Origin of the sequence: Mycobacterium sp. DL99 (genome assembly GCF_004762045.1) — a bacterium.
GTDB lineage: Bacteria > Actinomycetota > Actinomycetes > Mycobacteriales > Mycobacteriaceae > Mycobacterium.
The window spans coordinates 4,805,878-4,821,764 of record NZ_SJOM01000007.1 but is presented as its reverse complement, the minus strand read 5'-3'; the positions used below and the strand labels follow the sequence as shown (position 1 = coordinate 4,821,764).

The following is a 15,887-nucleotide window of genomic DNA, read 5'->3' as shown; positions in this document are numbered from 1 at the left end:
GAAGAGGTTACGTCGAATCGTGTTCCTGTTTGGACGGCCGGTCCAGCTCGCGTAGCGCGGTCAGGAACAGCGCGACCAGGCCGAGCAGCAGCATCGGCAGGGACAGGGCCAGGAACGTCGCGTGCAGGCCGGCGGCGTCGGCCAGCGGCCCGGCCAGGATCAGCCCGAGCGGGCCTGCGGCGTAGGCCAGTGAACCCATCACCCCGACCACCCGGCCGCGCAGGTGCTGCGGTGCGGTGGTCTGCATGACGTAGTTGTAGATGGGCGCAATCGGGCCGTATACGAACCCGACGATCCCGCACAGCACCAGGATCAGTGGAAGCGGCGGCAGGAACGCGATCACCGTCATCGCCACACCGAGCGTGATCACCGCGGTCAGCATGGTGGCCCGTCGGCTCATGTACTTCGACAGCACCGCGTAGCCGAGTGCGCCCAGCAGCCCGCCGATGCTCAACGCCATCAGCACCCAGCCCAGTTCGGTGGGCTCGTTGCGGTCGGTGAAGTACTTCGGGAACAACACGGATTCCATCGGCATGTAGAGGCCGGTGGCCACCAGGTCGACGATCGCCAGCGTGCGCAATACCGGTGTGTTCCAGACGAATCGCAGCCCTTCGACGATGCCCGCGAGCACGCCCTCGGTCAGCATCGAGCGGTCCGGGGTGCCCGCGCCTTCCAGTCGTAGCACCGAGATGGCCAGGATCGAACAGCAGAACGCCCCGGCGGTCACCCACATGGTGTTGATCCCGCCGAGGGTGGCGATCAGCAGACCGCCGATGCCCGGGCCGACGATGTAGGCCAGGTTGAACACCGCCTCGTACACGCTGTTCGCGTGGTCCAGCGTCCACCCGGCCCGGCCCGCCGCCTCGGGCAACATGGTCTCGCGCGCGGTCATCCCGGCCGGGTCGAAGAACGCGCCGAGCGCGGCCAGGGCGGCCAGCACCGCGACATTGACCGCGTCCACCCCGAATATCAGGGCCAGCATCGGAACCGCCGCGACCGACAGGGCCGAGAGCAGATCGGAGATCATCGAGACCCGCCGGCGGCCCAGATAGTCGACGGCGGCCCCGGCGATCAGGGTGGCCACCAACAGGGGCAACGTCCCGGCCATCGCGACGATCGACGCATCGAGCGCGGATCCGTTGCGCTGCAACACCAGCCACGGGAATGCGACAATCGTGATGCCGTTGCCCGCGCCGGCCATCAACGCGGCGAACAGGATCAGCAGCAATGGGCCGCGCTTGGTGTTCGTCATGGGGTATCGCGGCGAATCTAACAGCGCGCCCGCACCCGCCGCGACGGAATTTCCGGCACAGTGAGTTGGTGCGATTGCCTCATCCCGGGACGGGGGTTGAGTTCACCTCGCCGGTACCGCCCGGTTCGGGGTGGCCCGGCGATCCGGCGGATGCGACGACGCCGGTGGCCAAGACCGCCGCGCAGGTGCGGCGACTGGCCGCCCGAGTGCCCACCGTGCCGGAACTGGACGCGCTGATCTCTGTCTGCCGGGCCTGCCCCCGGCTGGTCGAATGGCGCGAAGAGGTGGCTGTCGCCAAGCGAAAATCCTTTGCCGATCAACCGTATTGGGGTAGGCCGGCCACCGGGTTCGGTGCGGAGGCGCCCGGCATCTTCATCGTCGGGCTGGCCCCGGCCGCCCACGGCGCCAACCGCACCGGGCGGGTGTTCACCGGGGACCGGTCCGGGGATTTCCTGTTCGCCGCGTTGCACCGGGCCGGGTTGGCCAACCAGGCGGTGTGTGTCGATGCTGCCGATGACATGCAGCTGATCGGCACCCGGGTGGCCGCGGCGGTGCGCTGTGCGCCGCCGGCCAACGCGCCGACCCCAGCCGAGCGCGCCACCTGCGCGCCGTGGTTGCAGGCCGAATGGCGAATCGTGGGGCCATCGGTGCGGGTGGTCATCGCGTTGGGTGGGTTCGCGTGGCGGGCCGCGCTGGAGTTGCTCGGTTCAGACACCAAACCGGCCCCGAAGTTCGGCCACGGCGCGACGGCGGTGCTGACCTCGGCTTTCGGCCCGGTCACCCTGCTCGGCTGCTTTCACCCCAGCCAGCAGAACACCTTCACCGGTCGGCTCACCGAGGCCATGCTCGACGACATCTTCGTCACCGCCGAACGCCTGGTGGCACAGGTGGGCGGGAACGAACCGGGCCGCTCGTGACGTTGACGCTGTCATGCGGCTTTCTGTCCTCGACCTCGTCCCGGTGCGTACCGACCAGTCCACTGCCGATGCCCTGACCGCAACGACTCACCTGGCCCAGACCGCCGACCGGCTCGGATATACCCGCTACTGGCTCGCCGAGCACCACAACATGCCGGCGGTGGCTGCCACCAGCCCGCCGGTCCTGATCGCCCATCTGGCCGCGCACACCACGCAGGTGCGGCTGGGTTCGGGCGGGGTCATGTTGCCCAACCATGCACCGCTGGCGGTGGCCGAGCAGTTCGCGCTGCTGGAGGCCGCCCATCCCGGTCGCATCGACCTCGGCATCGGCCGGGCCCCGGGTTCCGATCCCGTCACCTCGCTGGCGCTACGCGGCGCCGCCGGCCGCGATGATCGCGATATCGAGGCGTTCCCGCAGTACCTCGACGACGTGGTGGCGCTGATGGGCGCGCGCGGGGTACGGGTGCCGTTGCCGCGGGATCTGATGCGGGAGAACTATGTGCTCAAGGCGACGCCGGCCGCGGTGACCGAGCCACGGATGTGGCTGCTCGGCTCGTCGATGTACTCGGCGCACCTGGCGGCGGCCAAGGGGCTGCCGTATGTGTTCGCCCATCATTTCTCCGGGCACGGCACTGCCGAGGCGCTGGCCGTCTACCGCGACGAATTCCAGCCCAGTGACCTGGCGTCCGAGCCGGTGACCTTCCTGACCGTCAACGCCTCGGTGGCCGAGACCACCGAGGAGGCCAAGGCGTTGCTCCTGCCGCAGCTGCAGATGATGGGCCGGTTGCGCACCGGTCAGCCGCTCGGCGCCCTCGATCTGGTCGAGGATGCCGAGGCGACGACTCTCACTCCGCAGGCACAGGCCATCGTGGCCTCCGGTCTGGCCCGCGCGGTCGTGGGCTCGCCCACCGAGGCGGCCGACCAGGTCCGGGCCCTGGCCGAAGAATTCGACGTCGACGAGGTCATGGTCAACCCGGTGGGCTCGGCTCGCCGCGGTGCCGACCCGGCCACCGCGACGGCGCGCGACACCACCCTGGAACTGCTCGCCAAGGAACTCTTCTAAGGCGTCAGCACGACCACCGGAATGGGGCGTGTTGTCCGCTTCTGGTAGCCGATGTAGCGGTTCTTGTTGCCCTTCATGTCGTTGACGATGTCCCACAGCCGCGGGTAGTCAGGGTCGCCGGGCAGCACCGGCTTGGCCGTGACGCCGAACCGCTTGGGACCGACGTTGATCTCGACCTGCGGCTTGGCCTTCAGGTTGTGGTACCAGCCCGGAGATGTGGGCTCGCCACCTTTCGACGCCACCACGAGGTAGTCGGCGCCGTCTTGTGCGTAGGCCAGCGAATTCGCGCGCTGCTGACCGGTTTTGGCGCCGACGGTATGCAGGATCAGCGTCGACGGGCCGCCAGGGATCGTGTGGCCGATCCGGCCGTCCGTGGCTTTGTAGATCTTGTCGTGCAACATCAACATCGGGAGACCGATATAGCGCTCCCACCAGGGCATGCTCATGCGCTCAATCCTGCGCGGATTCGTCGAGCCGCGCCAACGCCGCACGTAGGAGGCGCCCTGATTCCTCACGGTCGGGGTCACGGCGCACCACCATGCCCTTGACGAACGACAGCTTGTCGCCGGCCTGGCGCGGCACCACGTGCAGGTGGATGTGGAACACGCTCTGGAAGGCGGCCTTACCGTCGTTGATCACGATGTTGTTGCCGTCGGCGTGCAGCCCGGACAGCCGGGCTGCGCGCGCGATGCGCTGGCCGATGCCGGCCATCGCGGCCACGGTTTCCGGCGGGGTATCCGTCAGGTCCACGGTGTGCCGTTTCGGGATCACCAGGGTGTGTCCCCGGGTGAATGGCCTGATGTCGAGAATGCCCAGGAAGTCGTCGTCCTCGTAGACGCGGACGGCGGGGGCTTCCCCTGCGACGATGGCGCAGAATACGCAAGACATGCCGCCACGTTAACCCCCGGCGGTGGCCGCCCATTCGGCGACGCGGCGTTCGCGCTCCTGCGGCGTGAAGTCCTCGACGCGCGTCATGACGGTCCAGCGCTGGCCGAACGGATCGAGGATGGAGGCGAACCGGTCGCCTGTGACGAAGGTCTGCGCGGGCTCACGGATCGTCGCACCCGCCTCCTCGGCCCGGGCCACCACCTCGTCGACGTCGGGGCAGTACAACCCGATCGAATGAGTTGCAGGGGCTCCGGGGGTGGGGGCAGCGATTTGATAGGCCTCCTGCGGATCGCCGAGCTGCAGCCGGCCGGTGCCGAAGTCCAACTCGGCATGTGCCACGGTGCCGTCGGGTCCGTCCATCCGCTCGGTGACATCGGCGCCGAACACGTTCTGGTAGAACGTGATCGCCGCGGCGGCACCGTCGACGCAGATGAACGGGGTCAGGCTGCTGTAGCCCGCGGGAATCGGTGTGACACTCATGTTGACCAGTTTCGTAGGCTATTGGCCATGGCCGCTTGGAAAAACGCGCCAGTGCGCGGGGTGGTCGGCCGTTCCGGCAATGTCTCGGCATTCGACCTGCACCGGTGGGCGCCGTCGGAGGACGCCGCGAGGTTCGTCGAGCACTTCTGGTCGGTGAGTTGGGACCGGCGCGAGGCAGGTCCGGTCGAGAGCACCGTGATCACCTTCCCGGCCATGCATCTGACCCGTGAGTGGGGCGATGATGTTGTGCGCCATGGTCATCAGCTGCCCAGTACCTTGCTGCATGGTGTCGTGCCCAAGGTTTTCCGCATCACCATCAGCGGGCGCGGGGCTGTGGTCGGAGCCCGATTCCGGCCCGGGGGCTTCACCGCCCGCTTCGGTGGGGACGCTGCCGCGATGACCGGTCGGGTGGTACCTGCGAGTGACGAATTATTCGGTACACCAGCCGTTCTCGGTGAGGATGCGGCTACCGTCCACGCCCGCCTGGAAGCCGGCATCTCCGCTTCGACAGCCCAGATGGATGAGACCTACCGTGCGCTGGTCCCGTTGGTCGACCGGATGCGTGACGACGCGTCATTGCATCGGGTGGAACAGGTCATGGCGCTCTCACCGTGGAGTGCGCGGACCACGCAGCGGGTGTTCCGTCGCTATGTCGGGGTGACGGTCAAGTGGGTGCTGTGCCGGTACCGGTTGCAGCAGGCGGCGCTGGAGATCGAGAGTGTGCCCGGCGTCGATTTCGCCGATCTCGCAGTGCGACTCGGCTGGTATGACCAGGCCCACTTCATCAACGACTTCCGGTCCATGCTGGGCAGCACGCCGGGGGAGTACGCGGCTCAGCATGGAGGCGATTAGTCGTCGATATGGGTCGGCGGATCGGTGAAGGTGAAATCGAAGGGATAGTCGTGGCCCGGGCCCATCGGGTCGCAGCGCTTCACGGGCACCAGGTGGGAACTGAAACCGCTGGGCACATAGCCCCAAGTTCCGATGCAACGTTGCCAGCTGCCGTCGGGCTGGATGGGTCCGTCGCACTTGCTGATCACGTTACCGCCATACAGGCAGCCGGCACTGGCCGGCGGGGCCGAGGTGATCAGCCCGGCCGCCGTCAGCACGGCGGCCAGGCCTCCGATGATGAAGAGCTTCATGGGTTCTCCCGTCTGCAGCTACACACGGACGCTACCGCGCAGGCAACTCGTGGGTGGCGCCTTTGTGCCTTTCGCTGCGGGCACGCAGCGTCTACACCTAATCAGAATGGTGGGGGTGGTCCGTATTCTTCGGCGAGCCAGGCTTGGTAGTCGCGTTCGAATTCGAGGTCGTTGTTGAGTTCGGCGCGTAGCCGTCGTTCGGCGTTGATCCGGTCTCGGCGGTCTTGTTCGCGGGTTTGGCGGCGGGTCGGCATCCTCGCGCCCCGGTTCGGGTGGTGGGCCGGCGGTTCGGGAAGGTTCAGCTCCCCAGTGGGTTGTGCCAGGGTCGGGAACAGGCCGGCGCCGTGGGGTTCGGTGACATAGGTGTGCCCGGTGGGTGCGGTGAATTCGACGGTGCCATCGGGGAATTGGCGGTCCGACCACCCGGCGCAGAAGGCCAACCGGCCCGCGATCGCCACCGACTCCGCCCGCGCACCGGCACTGATCCTGTCGATCAGGGCCACATCCGACACGGTCTCGAACATACGTTCGATTATGCCACCGTCTGCCGACACAAGCGCAGTTTCACTGGATTCCGGTCTGGAGAAGCTGTAGTGCGATCGCTAACTTCCTGCCGCCTCATCGATCTTGTTGGTCATCTCCGAGACGAGCCGACCGAGGGTGTCGGCATCGGCGTTGCCTCCGCACAACTGGATTTCGGCCACGACGTTGTGCCGTGGGGCCACCGCGTACTGACACGTCCAACCGCCCGCGTCGCCGAGTTCGTCCGCCGAGGAGGACAGCACGCCGTCGTTTTCTGAGACGTCGCCGTTGCGCCATTGGTGGGTCGACCCATCGGTATCGTCCGATTCCACGGTCTTTCCGGCGCATTGCTGCAATTTCTCTTTCGCCTTCTGGACGAATCGTCGCGCGGCGTCGGCATCGGGAAACGCGACGACTGCCTGGTCGAAATAGACGCTCGGTCCGTCGCCGCTGTCGTCGGGTGACTGCAGATATTGCCGCCGCACTGCCGTCGATCCGCTGCCCTTGTGATCGCGTTCGGCGCCGGGGGTGCCGACCAGGCAGGTTCCGCCGGGGTCACTGGTATCCCAAGTCGACTGAACACTGCCGTCGCCATCCTCGGAGTTGCCGATCAGCGTTCCGACGTGCAGGACCTTGCCGGCTTCTTCCTCGGTCAGCAGCGCACCCGACAACGCGGAATCCCCGACGGTCTTGGTCTTCTCGCCGAATCTGCCGAGCAGCAGAAGCGCCGCGACAATCACGACTACGACAACCAGGATCGCCACGGCAATCATGATCAGCCGGCTGGATCGGTTGCCGGGCGGCGGGCCGGCCGCGGGTGGCGTCGGGTAACCACCGGGGGCCGGTCCCCACCCCTGGCCGGGCACAGGCTGTGGTGGCGGCCAGTTCTGCGAAGGGGGCCAGGGGTTTGCCGGCGGAAACGTCATCGATCACCTTAATTGGCTGGGGCGTGGTGGCTGAAGCGTAATAGGTGGCCCGCGACCCGGCCGCGCAGTCAGGGCAACGCCGCGGCCAACGCCATGTGTCCCTCGAAGCCGAGCCGGCCGGCCAGGTCCCGGTACCGGTCTCGGAAATCGCGGTAGCCGGCGTCGTCGCCCTTGACGCGGGCGATGAGTGCGCGGATCCGCAACAACATGACGTCGCGAAGGATGAGGCCATCGTCTACGGGGATCGCCACCAGTCTGGAGATCGCCGCCTCGGCCTCGTCTACGTCACCTTCGGCGCCCCGGTCCAGCAGGGTTTCCGCGAGGATCCCCGTCGCCAAGATGTTGTAGGGAAGCTGTCCACTGTGAAAGAGGTCGTCGATCGCTTCGCGCAGCACCCGGATCGCCCCGGCCCGGTCACCGCGCTTGGCCCGTTCGCGCGCGGTGTACACATCGATGCCGACCAGCTCGGACATGTAGAACCGTCCGCTCACGCACATCTGCCGCACCTGGCCGAGCAGGCCCAGTCCGCGCTCCCGGTCCGCCGGCGATTCTCGGTTCAGCAAGGCGTATCCCATGGTCACTCGAGCCAGGCCGAGCGCGATGTCGTCGCCGGCACCTTCGGTGATCTGCAGCGCCCCGTCGATGTCGCGTAGCGCATCGTCGCTGGCGAGCAGTACTCCGCAGGACACTGTGGTGAAGTACGTCCAGGTGATGACGAGTGCGTGGGTGAATCTGTCGGTGTTGCGTGCCATGGCGAGCGCATGATCGAGGTCCGCGCGCCAACCCTCAAGGCCCAGGGCCCATTTGGCGATGCTGCGCGCCGCGAAGGCCGCCGCCAGCGGTGAGCCGACGATGAAGTTGCCCTTGGTGGTGTCCCCGTCGGCCAGGTCGATCGCCATCTGCGACCACCGCAGCACCTCATCCATTTCACCGCTTTCGATCTTGAGTGAGATCGGAGTCGCCGACAAGCCGACGGTGAGTGCGGGGTCACCGATCGACTCGATCAGGGTCATGTGCTCGGACACCTGCCGTGATGCGTCGCGCACCCGCCCCTGCAACATCAGTTCGCCGGTCAGCCCGGCCATGCCGATGGCCAGTGAGGCTTTGTCTCCGGCGGACTCGCACAGCTCCTGCAGTTCCTCGAACCGGGCGCCGGAAACCTTCACGTTGCTGCGGAAGCCATTGCCGCACACCAGGGTGCGCGGAGCTATCCGCATCGCGGGCCGGTCGGGATCGTCGGCGGGCAGCAGGTCGGCGATCTGCCGGGCGCGCTCCCAGCACATCTGGGCTGCCGCGGTATCGCGGTTGTTCGCCCGCGCTCCGGCGCGCATGTGCCAGGTATATGCCGCATGCAGGTCGCCGGCGGCTTCCAGGTGTTCGGCGATCAACGCTGCGTTCTCGTCGGCCAGTTCGGGTTCACGCTCGGCAATGGTGTCGGCCAGGCGTCGATGCAGTTCAGCACGATCGGACTTGAGCTGCGATTCGTAGGCGACGGTCCGCACCATCGGATGGTGGAATGCGAACTCCGCGTGCGGCGTGTATTGCACCTGATCGATCAGCTCCGCTTCGATCAGATCCTCGAAGACCGGCTCGGTGTCCAGGCAGGCCAACAAACCGGCACTGAACCGGGACCCGATCACCGCGGCGGCGCTCAGCGTTCGTTTGGCCGCCGGATCCAGCCGGTCGATGCGCGCGGCGATGGTGGCCTGGAGGGTGGCCGGCACGCTCACCCGGCCCTGCCCACCGCACAGCACGTAGGCGCCGCGTTCGCCGCGGAGCAGGCCCCGTTCGGCCAGGTCACGCACGATCTCGAGGGCGAAGAACGGGTTCCCGGCGGCCCGCCCGGCGATGGTGTCGGTGAGGTCGGCTACTCCGTCACCGGTCCCCAGGAGCTCGGTGATCAAGGTCGAGGTCTCCGAATCATCCAGTGGTGCAAGCACTATCGTCTGTGCGCCATGGACATGACTCAATGCGCCGTGGTACTCGGGGCGGTATGTGATCACGACCAGGGACGGAGTCTGCGGCGTCACCGACAGGAAGTCCGACAACATCGATTCGCTGACGCCGTCGATCCAGTGGGCATCCTCGACGACATAGACCGCCGGCGTGGTCCGCGCCAGCGACGCCGCGTTGACCAGGGTGGTGAGCCGGCGTCGCCGGGCGTCGGGGTCGATCACCGGTAGAACGACATCAGGGTCGGCGATGCCGAGCAGGTCGTCGAGTAGCTCCAAACTCTCCGTGGTGTCGCCGGGGACCTGGTCTCGAACCTTCGCGCGGGCCGCCTCACGGTCCAGGTCTGCCACACCGAACCCTGCCCGCAGCAAGCCGGCGATGGCATGAAATGGGATTTCGCTGGTGTGCGACTCGCAGAATGTGGAGTTCACCGGTACACCACGGGCGGCGGCCTTCGCCGCAAGCTCGCTGACCAGCCGGCTCTTGCCGATGCCGGGCCCGCCCACCAGCAGGACGATGCTGCCGTGCCCCTGGATCGAGCGCTCCAGGATGCCCTCGATGGCGGATAGTTCCCAGCCTCGGCCGACCAGGGTCGATTCGCCGACATTGAGCAGGTTGTGCGCGGAATTGAGCTCCAGTAGCCGGCGCGCCCGGATCGGGTGGTCGGCACCTTTGACCTGCACCATCTCGGGCTCGCCCAGCATCATGGTGTCTTCGACCAGGTGTGCGGTCGACTCCGTCAGCATGACCCCGCCAGGTGGGGCGACCGATTCCATGCGTTGCGCCATGCCCACGTGTTCGCCGATCGCGGTGTAGCTCATCGTGTCGGTGCCGACTTCGCCGGTGATGACCTGGCCGGAACTCAATCCGATGCGCAACTGCAGGTCGAGGCCATCGCGGGCCTTTACCTGCACCGCCAGCAGGGCGGTCTGCTGATGGATCTCCAGTGCGGCCAGGCAGGAGCGAAAAGCATGGTCTTCCAATGCAACCGGCGCCCCGAAGATGGCCATGATGCCGTCGCCGGTGAACTTGTCTACGGTGCCGCCATATCGGCGGACCACGGCGGCGGAGCGGTTGAACAGATCGCTCATGATCTCGCGGAGCCGCTCGGCGCCCAAGGTCGCTGCGATGTCCATGGACCGCACGACATCGGCGAACAAGACTGTGACCTGCTTGTACTCGGCGCCCGCTGTCGAAGTGACGGGCGCCCCGCACGCATCGCAATACCGGGCACCCGCTCGCGGCTCGGTACCACACGCGCGGCACGTCGCAGTTTCCGTCATTCGAAGCCCCCGCCATCGGAGAACCTGCTGCAACGAGGATAGAACGCAGCAACGCCGAAAGGGCAGGGATGCGACACTTGCACGATGGGACTTTTCGCCGACCGTGACGAATCGAGCAACGACCTGCGCCGACGCGTCGAGCAACTGGAGCGCCGGGTCGCCGCCCTGGAACGGGCAGCCTCGGCGGCCGGGCACCCGGTGTCACTGCCGGCCACGGGTCAGCCCAGTGAGATGATGGCCAGCCAGATGGTCCGCCAGCTCGTCCTGCAGGGCAACAAAATCGGCGCAATCAAACTGTTGCGCGATGAGACCGGGCTGCGGCTCAAGGAGGCCAAGGACATCGTGGACCGGCTGGCCTGACCGAGCCTAACCGTCCAGTGCTGTCCGCCAGGCGTCCAGTTTGTTCTCGTAGCGCATCGTCTGTGCGGGGCTGGTCGACGGTACTCGCACACTGGGCAGCGACGGCGTGCCGACCAGACGCCGGTAATTGGCTTCGGCGGCTGCCCCGTTGAACACCACCCGCTCGAGCGTGGGATGTAGGGCGAAGAACGCCGCAAAGTCGTTGGGCACCATGCTGTCCCGCTCCACGGCCGAATCCAGGCTGCCCACCCGGTGGCAGGACCGCAGTACATCCCACACGGCAACCTGGTGTGCGCACAGGGCCGTCACCCGATCCGGGTAGGGCACATCGGCACTGAATCCGAAGAGGGAGCCGGTGATCCGCCAGAACGCGTTACGGGGATTGCCGTAGTACTGACCGGCAGTCAGCGACATCACGCTGGGCATATTGCCCAGGATCAGTACCCAGGGCGCCTCGCCCAGGATGGGATCCAACCCGTGCAGCAGCTCGGTCATCGGTACGTCAGCAGTTCGGACACGGTGACGAACCGGTAACCAGCCGAGCGCAATTCGTCGATGATGCGGGGGACCGCGGCCCGCGACGACTCGCGGCTGTCATACATGGCATGCAGCAGGACGATCGAGCCCGGCCGCGCCTGGGAGACGGTTTCGGCCACGATCGCATCGGCACCGGCTCCGGTGGCCGAATCGGGTTCGACGTCCCAGGTGACCATGGTCCGATCATGGGTGGACAGGTAGCGCGGCAGCGTCCAGAGCTTCTTGCCGTAGGGCGGTCGGAAGGTGATCGGACCGTGGTACCCGGTGGCCCGGATCGCTGCGTCGGTCCGTTCGATCTCGTTCGCGACGGTGGTCGGCGACATCAGCACCATCCGCGGATGCGAGTAGCTGTGATTGCCGATCTCGTGGCCTGCCGCGGCGATCGCGGTGCCGAACTGCGGCGCGACAGTCAACTCGGCGCCGGTGAGGTAGAACGTGGCCCGAACGCCCGCGTCATCGAGCATCCGCAGCACGCCCGGGGTGTGGCTCGTAGGGCCGTCGTCAAAGGTCAGCGCAACGACTTTGGCCGAGGTGTCGACTCGATTCACCACCTGCCCGGCGAGCGCGAAAGTACGCGAGTTCATCACCCGGTAGCCACCGGCGAGCACGGTCACCGCCACGGCGAGCAGGACAACCAGACTCCATATCCATCGGCGCACTACTGTTGTATACCAAGCACCGCACACACGCGGGCGCCCCGAACGGTGTGGGGGTTATGTCACGTTCGGGGCGCCATGTCGTGAGTCGTCAGCTCAGGTGGTGGACCTCCTGCAGTCCGTACACCGGCGTTGCCAGGCCCTCATAGCGGGCCTTGAGCTGCAACGCCAGATACAGCGAATAGTGGCGGGACTGGTGCAGATTGCCGCCGTGCAGCCACAGATTGGGCTGTTGGGTGGGCTTCCACATGTTGCGTTGTTCGCCTTCCCACGGCCCCGGATCCTTCGTGGTGCCCGAGCCCAGGCCCCACACCTTGCCGATCCGGTCGGCGACTTCCTGACTGATCAGGTCGGCGGCCCAGCCGTTCATCGAGCCGAACCCGGTGGCGTAAACCACCACATCGGCGGGCAGCTCGGTGCCGTCGGCCAGGATCACCGAGTCCTCCGTGAGGCGGTCCACCTCGCCGTGGGCCAGTTTGATGCTGCCGTCGGCGATCAGCTCGCAGGCACCGACGTCGATGTAGTAGCCCGAGCCGCGGCGCAGGTACTTCATGAACAGGCCGGAGTCGTCGTCGCCGAAGTCCAGGTCGAATCCGGCTGCTTCCAATCGCGCGTAGAAATCCTTGTCGCGCTGGCGGATTGCATCGTAGATGGGCCGCTGGAAGTCGGCCATGATGCGATAGGGCAGGGACGCGAAGGTGAGATCGGCCTTCTCGGTGGTCATTCCCGCGGCGACGGCCCGCTCCGAATACAGGTCGCCCAGGCCGAGCTCCATCAGCGAGTCCGATTTCACGACGTGTGTCGAGGAGCGCTGCACCATCGTGACGTCGACGTAGTTCTCGTACAACGCTTTACAGATGTCGTGGGCGGAGTTGTTCGAGCCGATCACCACGACTCGCTTCCCCGGATACCGGTCCGGGCCGGGGTGGTGGCTGGAATGGTGCTGCTCGCCGCGGAAGGTCTCCTGGCCCGGGAGCGTCGGGATGCTGGGCTTGCCCGACATGCCTGTCGCCAGCACCAGCTGCGCCGGCCGCAGCGTCACGGGTTCGCCGTTGCGGTTCACCTCGACGGTCCACCGCTGTTCGGCTTCGTCGTAGGACGCCGACAGGCAGGCGGTCGAGCTCCAGTACGGCACCTCCATGACCCGGGTGTAGAACTCCAGCCAGTCGCCGATCTTGTCCTTCGGCGCGAACACCGGCCAGTTGGCCGGGAACGGCAGGTAGGGAAGATGGTCGTACCAGACCGGATCGTGCAGGCACAGCGACTTGTAGCGGTTGCGCCACTGGTCGCCGGGGCGTTCGTGCTGGTCGACGACGATGGCGGGCACACCGAGCTGGCGCAGCCGCGCGCCCAGTGCGATACCGCCCTGGCCACCGCCGATCACCACGATGTAGGGCTGCTCGGTGTAGCCGAGCGTGAGGTCCTCGTCGAGGCGTTTCTCGGACCAGGACCGCCGGTCCGGATCGGAGCCGTGCACGGCGCCCAGCGGCCGGTTGGCGCCCTTGCGCTCCTCGTGGCCCTTGAGCTCCTGCAGGGTCGTCAGCAGGGTCCAACCCAGCTCGTCGCGCAGGCGCAGGTGCCCCTTGCCGCGGCCCACCGCGGTCTCGAACTCGATGAACGCCGAGGTGACGACGTGTTCCCCGTCGAATTCCTCGGTCGGGGTCTCCGCCGTCCGGAACCCGGACGGGTCGGTGTCCGCCAGCCGCGCGGTCAGCATGTCGGCGATGCCGTCGTGGCCCTCGAGGGTCTTGAGGTTCCAGGTGAAGGCGACCAGGTCACGCCAGAAGCTGTCGGTCGCGAACTTTCCGACGACGCGTTCGACGTCCCGGTCGGCCAGTGCGGATTCGAAATCTGCCAGCCAGGCGTCAACCCGTTCCTGCGGTGACAGTGTGGCCAGCGGTGCGGCGGTGGTCTGTGTCATGTGGCACAGCCCACACCGTGTCGAACACCGCAACAAGGGTTGCACGGGGTTGCAACTGACCCGGCGTTTGAGACCGCAACGTCTTGCAACCCTTACGGCGCACCCGGCAGGTCGCCTAAGAACGTCCACTATGAAAGCAGCCGTGTACTACGGACCGAACAAGGTCGAAGTCGCCGACGTCCCCGAGCCCGACCCTGCCCCGGGCACCGTCAAGGTCAAAGTCGGCTTCAACGGAATTTGCGGCACTGACCTGCATGAATACTATGCAGGACCGATCTTCGTGCCGACCGAGCCGCATCCGCTGACCGGCCGGCAGCTGCCGCTGACCATGGGCCACGAGTTCTCCGGGACCATCACCGACGTGGGTGCGGGCGTCACCGGCTTCGCCCCGGGAGACCGGGTGGCCGTCGAGCCGATTTACCGATGCGGACACTGTGCACCGTGCCGGGCGGGCGCCTACAACATCTGTCAGCAGATCGGTTTCCACGGTCTGATGTCCGACGGCGGCATGGCCGAATACACCGTGGTGCCGACCGACATGCTGCACCGGCTTCCCGACAACGTCTCCCTCGAGCTCGGCGCGCTGGTCGAGCCGATGTCGGTGGCCTACCACGCCGCCACCCTCGGTGAGGTCGGCCCGCTGCACACCGCGGTGATCTTCGGGGCCGGACCGATCGGAATCGGTCTGTGGTTCGCGCTGCGCGGCAAGGGACTCGACGACGTGTTCGTCGTGGAACCCTCGCCCACCCGCAGGTCCGCGATCGAGTCGCTCGGCGCCTTGACCCTGGACCCGACGGCCGTCGACGTCCCGGCGTTCATCGCCGATCACACCGGAGGACGCGGTGCCGACGCGGCATTCGATGCCGCGGGCGTGGCCCCCGCGATCGAGGCAGCCACAGCGTGTGTGGGTGCGCGCAAACCGACGGTCAGCGTTGCGATTTACGAGAAGCCGCTGACGACACCGTTGCTCAACCTGGTGATGAACGAGTCCAGGATCCAGGGTTCGCTGTGCTACACCTCGGCCGACTTCGAGGCGGTCATTGATCTCATGGCGCGGGGGGTGTACGACACGAGGGGATGGGTCACTTCCATCGCCATCGACGACGTGATCGACGAGGGATTCGAAGCCCTGCACGCAGGCAAGAAGATGAAGGTTCTGGTCGACCCGAGCGGAGGCGCATCGTGACATTGCAGAGCAAGGTGGTGCTGGTGACAGGCGCGGGCCGGGGGATCGGTCGGGGCATCGCGCTGCGGCTGGCGCGGGAAGGTGCCGACCTCGCACTGGTCGACGTGGTGCCGGACGGTATCAACGCTGTCGCCGAGGAGATAGCCGAAATCGGCTCGAAAACAACGACTTTCGTCACCGACGTGAGTGACCGCGACTCGGTGTACGCGGCGGTCGAGCATGCCGCGGCCGCTCTGGGTGGGTTCGACATCATGGTCAACAATGCCGGGGTGGCGCTGGTCGGACCGATCGCCGAGGTCACGCCCGCCGACGTCGCCCGGGTGTGGTCGATCAACGTCGACGGCGTGCTGTGGGGAATCCAGGCTGCCGCAGCCAAGTTCATCGAGCTTGGCCGGCCGGGCAAGATCATCAACGCCTCGTCGATCGCCGGTCATGACGGCTTCGCCATGCTCGGGGTGTACAGCGCCACCAAGTTCGCGGTGCGTGGCCTGACCCAGGCCGCGGCCAAGGAGTACGCGTCGGCGGGCATCACCGTCAACGCCTACTGTCCAGGCATCGTCGGCACCGACATGTGGGTCCAGATCGACAAGCGGTTCGCCGAGCTGACCGGTGCCGCCGAGGGGGAGACATTCCAGAAGTACGCGGGCGGCATCGCGTTGGGGCGGCCGGCAACACCCGAGGACGTGGCCGGATTCGTTGCTTATCTGGCCGGACCGGATGCCGATTACATGACTGGTCAGGCGGGTCTCATCGACGGGGGGTTGGTGTATCGGTAGCCGGAGTTTGGCGTCCCGATGTGAT

17 protein-coding genes are annotated in these 15,887 nt (G+C 66.9%); 6 read left to right on the top strand and 11 right to left on the bottom strand.

Going from position 1 to position 15,887, the window contains the following annotated elements:
• Positions 1-7 precede the first annotated feature (7 nt).
• Positions 8-1,252 carry a multidrug efflux MFS transporter Tap gene (gene tap / locus EYZ64_RS23500; protein WP_135457189.1) on the bottom strand — a complete coding sequence of 415 codons (1,245 nt, stop codon included), beginning with the start codon at positions 1,250-1,252 and terminating at the stop codon, positions 8-10.
• A gap of 68 nt (positions 1,253-1,320) precedes the next feature.
• On the opposite strand from tap, the gene EYZ64_RS23495 reads away from it, so the two are divergent.
• Both EYZ64_RS23495 and EYZ64_RS23490 read left to right on the top strand, forming a co-directional pair.
• On the top strand, positions 1,321-2,169 hold the full coding sequence (locus EYZ64_RS23495; RefSeq protein ID WP_286175107.1) for a uracil-DNA glycosylase: 849 nt from the start codon (positions 1,321-1,323) through the stop codon (positions 2,167-2,169).
• 13 nt (positions 2,170-2,182) lie between these two features.
• Positions 2,183-3,232, top strand: coding sequence for an LLM class flavin-dependent oxidoreductase (locus EYZ64_RS23490; RefSeq protein ID WP_135457185.1), 1,050 nt, complete (start codon positions 2,183-2,185; stop codon positions 3,230-3,232).
• Here EYZ64_RS23490 and EYZ64_RS23485 read toward each other — a convergent pair.
• Genes EYZ64_RS23485 through EYZ64_RS23475 form a run of 3 tightly spaced genes read right to left on the bottom strand, consistent with a single transcriptional unit; the run spans position 3,229 to position 4,600 of the window.
• Positions 3,229-3,672 carry a nitroreductase family deazaflavin-dependent oxidoreductase gene (locus EYZ64_RS23485; RefSeq protein WP_135460206.1) on the bottom strand — a complete coding sequence of 148 codons (444 nt, stop codon included), beginning with the start codon at positions 3,670-3,672 and terminating at the stop codon, positions 3,229-3,231. The two genes, EYZ64_RS23490 and EYZ64_RS23485, sit on opposite strands and share 4 nt — an antisense overlap.
• 10 nt (positions 3,673-3,682) lie before the next feature.
• Positions 3,683-4,120: an HIT family protein gene (locus EYZ64_RS23480; RefSeq protein ID WP_135457183.1), complete on the bottom strand. Its 438-nt coding sequence runs from the start codon at positions 4,118-4,120 to the stop codon at positions 3,683-3,685.
• A gap of 9 nt (positions 4,121-4,129) precedes the next feature.
• Positions 4,130-4,600, bottom strand: coding sequence for a VOC family protein (locus tag EYZ64_RS23475; RefSeq protein WP_135457181.1), 471 nt, complete (start codon positions 4,598-4,600; stop codon positions 4,130-4,132).
• 27 nt (positions 4,601-4,627) lie between these two features.
• On the opposite strand from EYZ64_RS23475, the gene EYZ64_RS23470 reads away from it, so the two are divergent.
• Positions 4,628-5,452, top strand: a complete 825-nt coding sequence (locus tag EYZ64_RS23470) for an AraC family transcriptional regulator (protein WP_135457178.1) — start codon at positions 4,628-4,630, stop codon at positions 5,450-5,452.
• Here EYZ64_RS23470 and EYZ64_RS23465 read toward each other — a convergent pair.
• From EYZ64_RS23465 to EYZ64_RS23450, 4 genes are all read right to left on the bottom strand, one after another.
• Positions 5,449-5,742 (bottom strand): CDGP domain-containing protein, encoded by a 294-nt coding sequence (locus EYZ64_RS23465; protein WP_135457176.1) that lies wholly within the window; start codon positions 5,740-5,742, stop codon positions 5,449-5,451. The two genes, EYZ64_RS23470 and EYZ64_RS23465, sit on opposite strands and share 4 nt — an antisense overlap.
• Before the next feature lie 101 nt (positions 5,743-5,843).
• The gene (locus tag EYZ64_RS23460; protein WP_353653689.1) at positions 5,844-6,266 is read right to left on the bottom strand and encodes a hypothetical protein; all 423 of its coding nucleotides are present in this window, start codon (positions 6,264-6,266) and stop codon (positions 5,844-5,846) included.
• Between the two features lie 78 nt (positions 6,267-6,344).
• Positions 6,345-7,190, bottom strand: coding sequence for a sensor domain-containing protein (locus EYZ64_RS23455; RefSeq protein ID WP_135457174.1), 846 nt, complete (start codon positions 7,188-7,190; stop codon positions 6,345-6,347).
• 68 nt (positions 7,191-7,258) lie between these two features.
• Positions 7,259-10,426, bottom strand: a complete 3,168-nt coding sequence (locus EYZ64_RS23450; RefSeq protein WP_135457173.1) for an ATP-binding protein — start codon at positions 10,424-10,426, stop codon at positions 7,259-7,261.
• A gap of 84 nt (positions 10,427-10,510) precedes the next feature.
• On the opposite strand from EYZ64_RS23450, the gene EYZ64_RS23445 reads away from it, so the two are divergent.
• On the top strand, positions 10,511-10,786 hold the full coding sequence (locus tag EYZ64_RS23445) for a ribosomal protein L7/L12 (RefSeq protein WP_135457171.1): 276 nt from the start codon (positions 10,511-10,513) through the stop codon (positions 10,784-10,786).
• A 6-nt stretch (positions 10,787-10,792) separates the two neighbouring features.
• Here EYZ64_RS23445 and EYZ64_RS23440 read toward each other — a convergent pair whose 3' ends face one another.
• The 3 genes from EYZ64_RS23440 to EYZ64_RS23430 all read right to left on the bottom strand — a co-directional run bounded on the left by EYZ64_RS23440 (position 10,793) and on the right by EYZ64_RS23430 (position 13,900).
• Positions 10,793-11,281 (bottom strand): DNA-deoxyinosine glycosylase, encoded by a 489-nt coding sequence (locus tag EYZ64_RS23440; RefSeq protein WP_135457169.1) that lies wholly within the window; start codon positions 11,279-11,281, stop codon positions 10,793-10,795.
• Positions 11,278-11,982 (bottom strand): polysaccharide deacetylase family protein, encoded by a 705-nt coding sequence (locus tag EYZ64_RS23435; protein ID WP_502702985.1) that lies wholly within the window; start codon positions 11,980-11,982, stop codon positions 11,278-11,280. Before EYZ64_RS23435 ends, EYZ64_RS23440 begins: the two co-directional genes overlap by 4 nt.
• Before the next feature lie 88 nt (positions 11,983-12,070).
• Positions 12,071-13,900, bottom strand: a complete 1,830-nt coding sequence (locus EYZ64_RS23430) for a flavin-containing monooxygenase (protein ID WP_135457167.1) — start codon at positions 13,898-13,900, stop codon at positions 12,071-12,073.
• Positions 13,901-14,030: 130 nt separating this feature from the next.
• On the opposite strand from EYZ64_RS23430, the gene EYZ64_RS23425 reads away from it, so the two are divergent.
• Complete coding sequence (locus EYZ64_RS23425) at positions 14,031-15,086, top strand: 2,3-butanediol dehydrogenase (protein ID WP_135457165.1); 1,056 nt, start codon at positions 14,031-14,033, stop codon at positions 15,084-15,086.
• Positions 15,083-15,862: an acetoin reductase gene (locus tag EYZ64_RS23420; protein WP_135457163.1), complete on the top strand. Its 780-nt coding sequence runs from the start codon at positions 15,083-15,085 to the stop codon at positions 15,860-15,862. The genes EYZ64_RS23425 and EYZ64_RS23420 overlap by 4 nt, the downstream gene beginning before the upstream one ends.
• Positions 15,863-15,887 lie beyond the last annotated feature (25 nt).

Coding starts and splice junctions, on each gene's coding strand:
- tap (WP_135457189.1), bottom strand. CDS start 1,252: ATGACGAACACCAAGCGCGGCCCATTGCTGCTGATCCTGTTCGCCGCG.
- EYZ64_RS23490 (WP_135457185.1), top strand. CDS start 2,183: ATGCGGCTTTCTGTCCTCGACCTCGTCCCGGTGCGTACCGACCAGTCC.
- EYZ64_RS23485 (WP_135460206.1), bottom strand. CDS start 3,672: ATGCCCTGGTGGGAGCGCTATATCGGTCTCCCGATGTTGATGTTGCAC.
- EYZ64_RS23480 (WP_135457183.1), bottom strand. CDS start 4,120: ATGTCTTGCGTATTCTGCGCCATCGTCGCAGGGGAAGCCCCCGCCGTC.
- EYZ64_RS23475 (WP_135457181.1), bottom strand. CDS start 4,600: ATGAGTGTCACACCGATTCCCGCGGGCTACAGCAGCCTGACCCCGTTC.
- EYZ64_RS23470 (WP_135457178.1), top strand. CDS start 4,628: ATGGCCGCTTGGAAAAACGCGCCAGTGCGCGGGGTGGTCGGCCGTTCC.
- EYZ64_RS23465 (WP_135457176.1), bottom strand. CDS start 5,742: ATGAAGCTCTTCATCATCGGAGGCCTGGCCGCCGTGCTGACGGCGGCC.
- EYZ64_RS23460 (WP_353653689.1), bottom strand. CDS start 6,266: ATGTTCGAGACCGTGTCGGATGTGGCCCTGATCGACAGGATCAGTGCC.
- EYZ64_RS23455 (WP_135457174.1), bottom strand. CDS start 7,190: ATGACGTTTCCGCCGGCAAACCCCTGGCCCCCTTCGCAGAACTGGCCG.
- EYZ64_RS23450 (WP_135457173.1), bottom strand. CDS start 10,426: ATGACGGAAACTGCGACGTGCCGCGCGTGTGGTACCGAGCCGCGAGCG.
- EYZ64_RS23445 (WP_135457171.1), top strand. CDS start 10,511: ATGGGACTTTTCGCCGACCGTGACGAATCGAGCAACGACCTGCGCCGA.
- EYZ64_RS23440 (WP_135457169.1), bottom strand. CDS start 11,281: ATGACCGAGCTGCTGCACGGGTTGGATCCCATCCTGGGCGAGGCGCCC.
- EYZ64_RS23430 (WP_135457167.1), bottom strand. CDS start 13,900: ATGACACAGACCACCGCCGCACCGCTGGCCACACTGTCACCGCAGGAA.
- EYZ64_RS23425 (WP_135457165.1), top strand. CDS start 14,031: ATGAAAGCAGCCGTGTACTACGGACCGAACAAGGTCGAAGTCGCCGAC.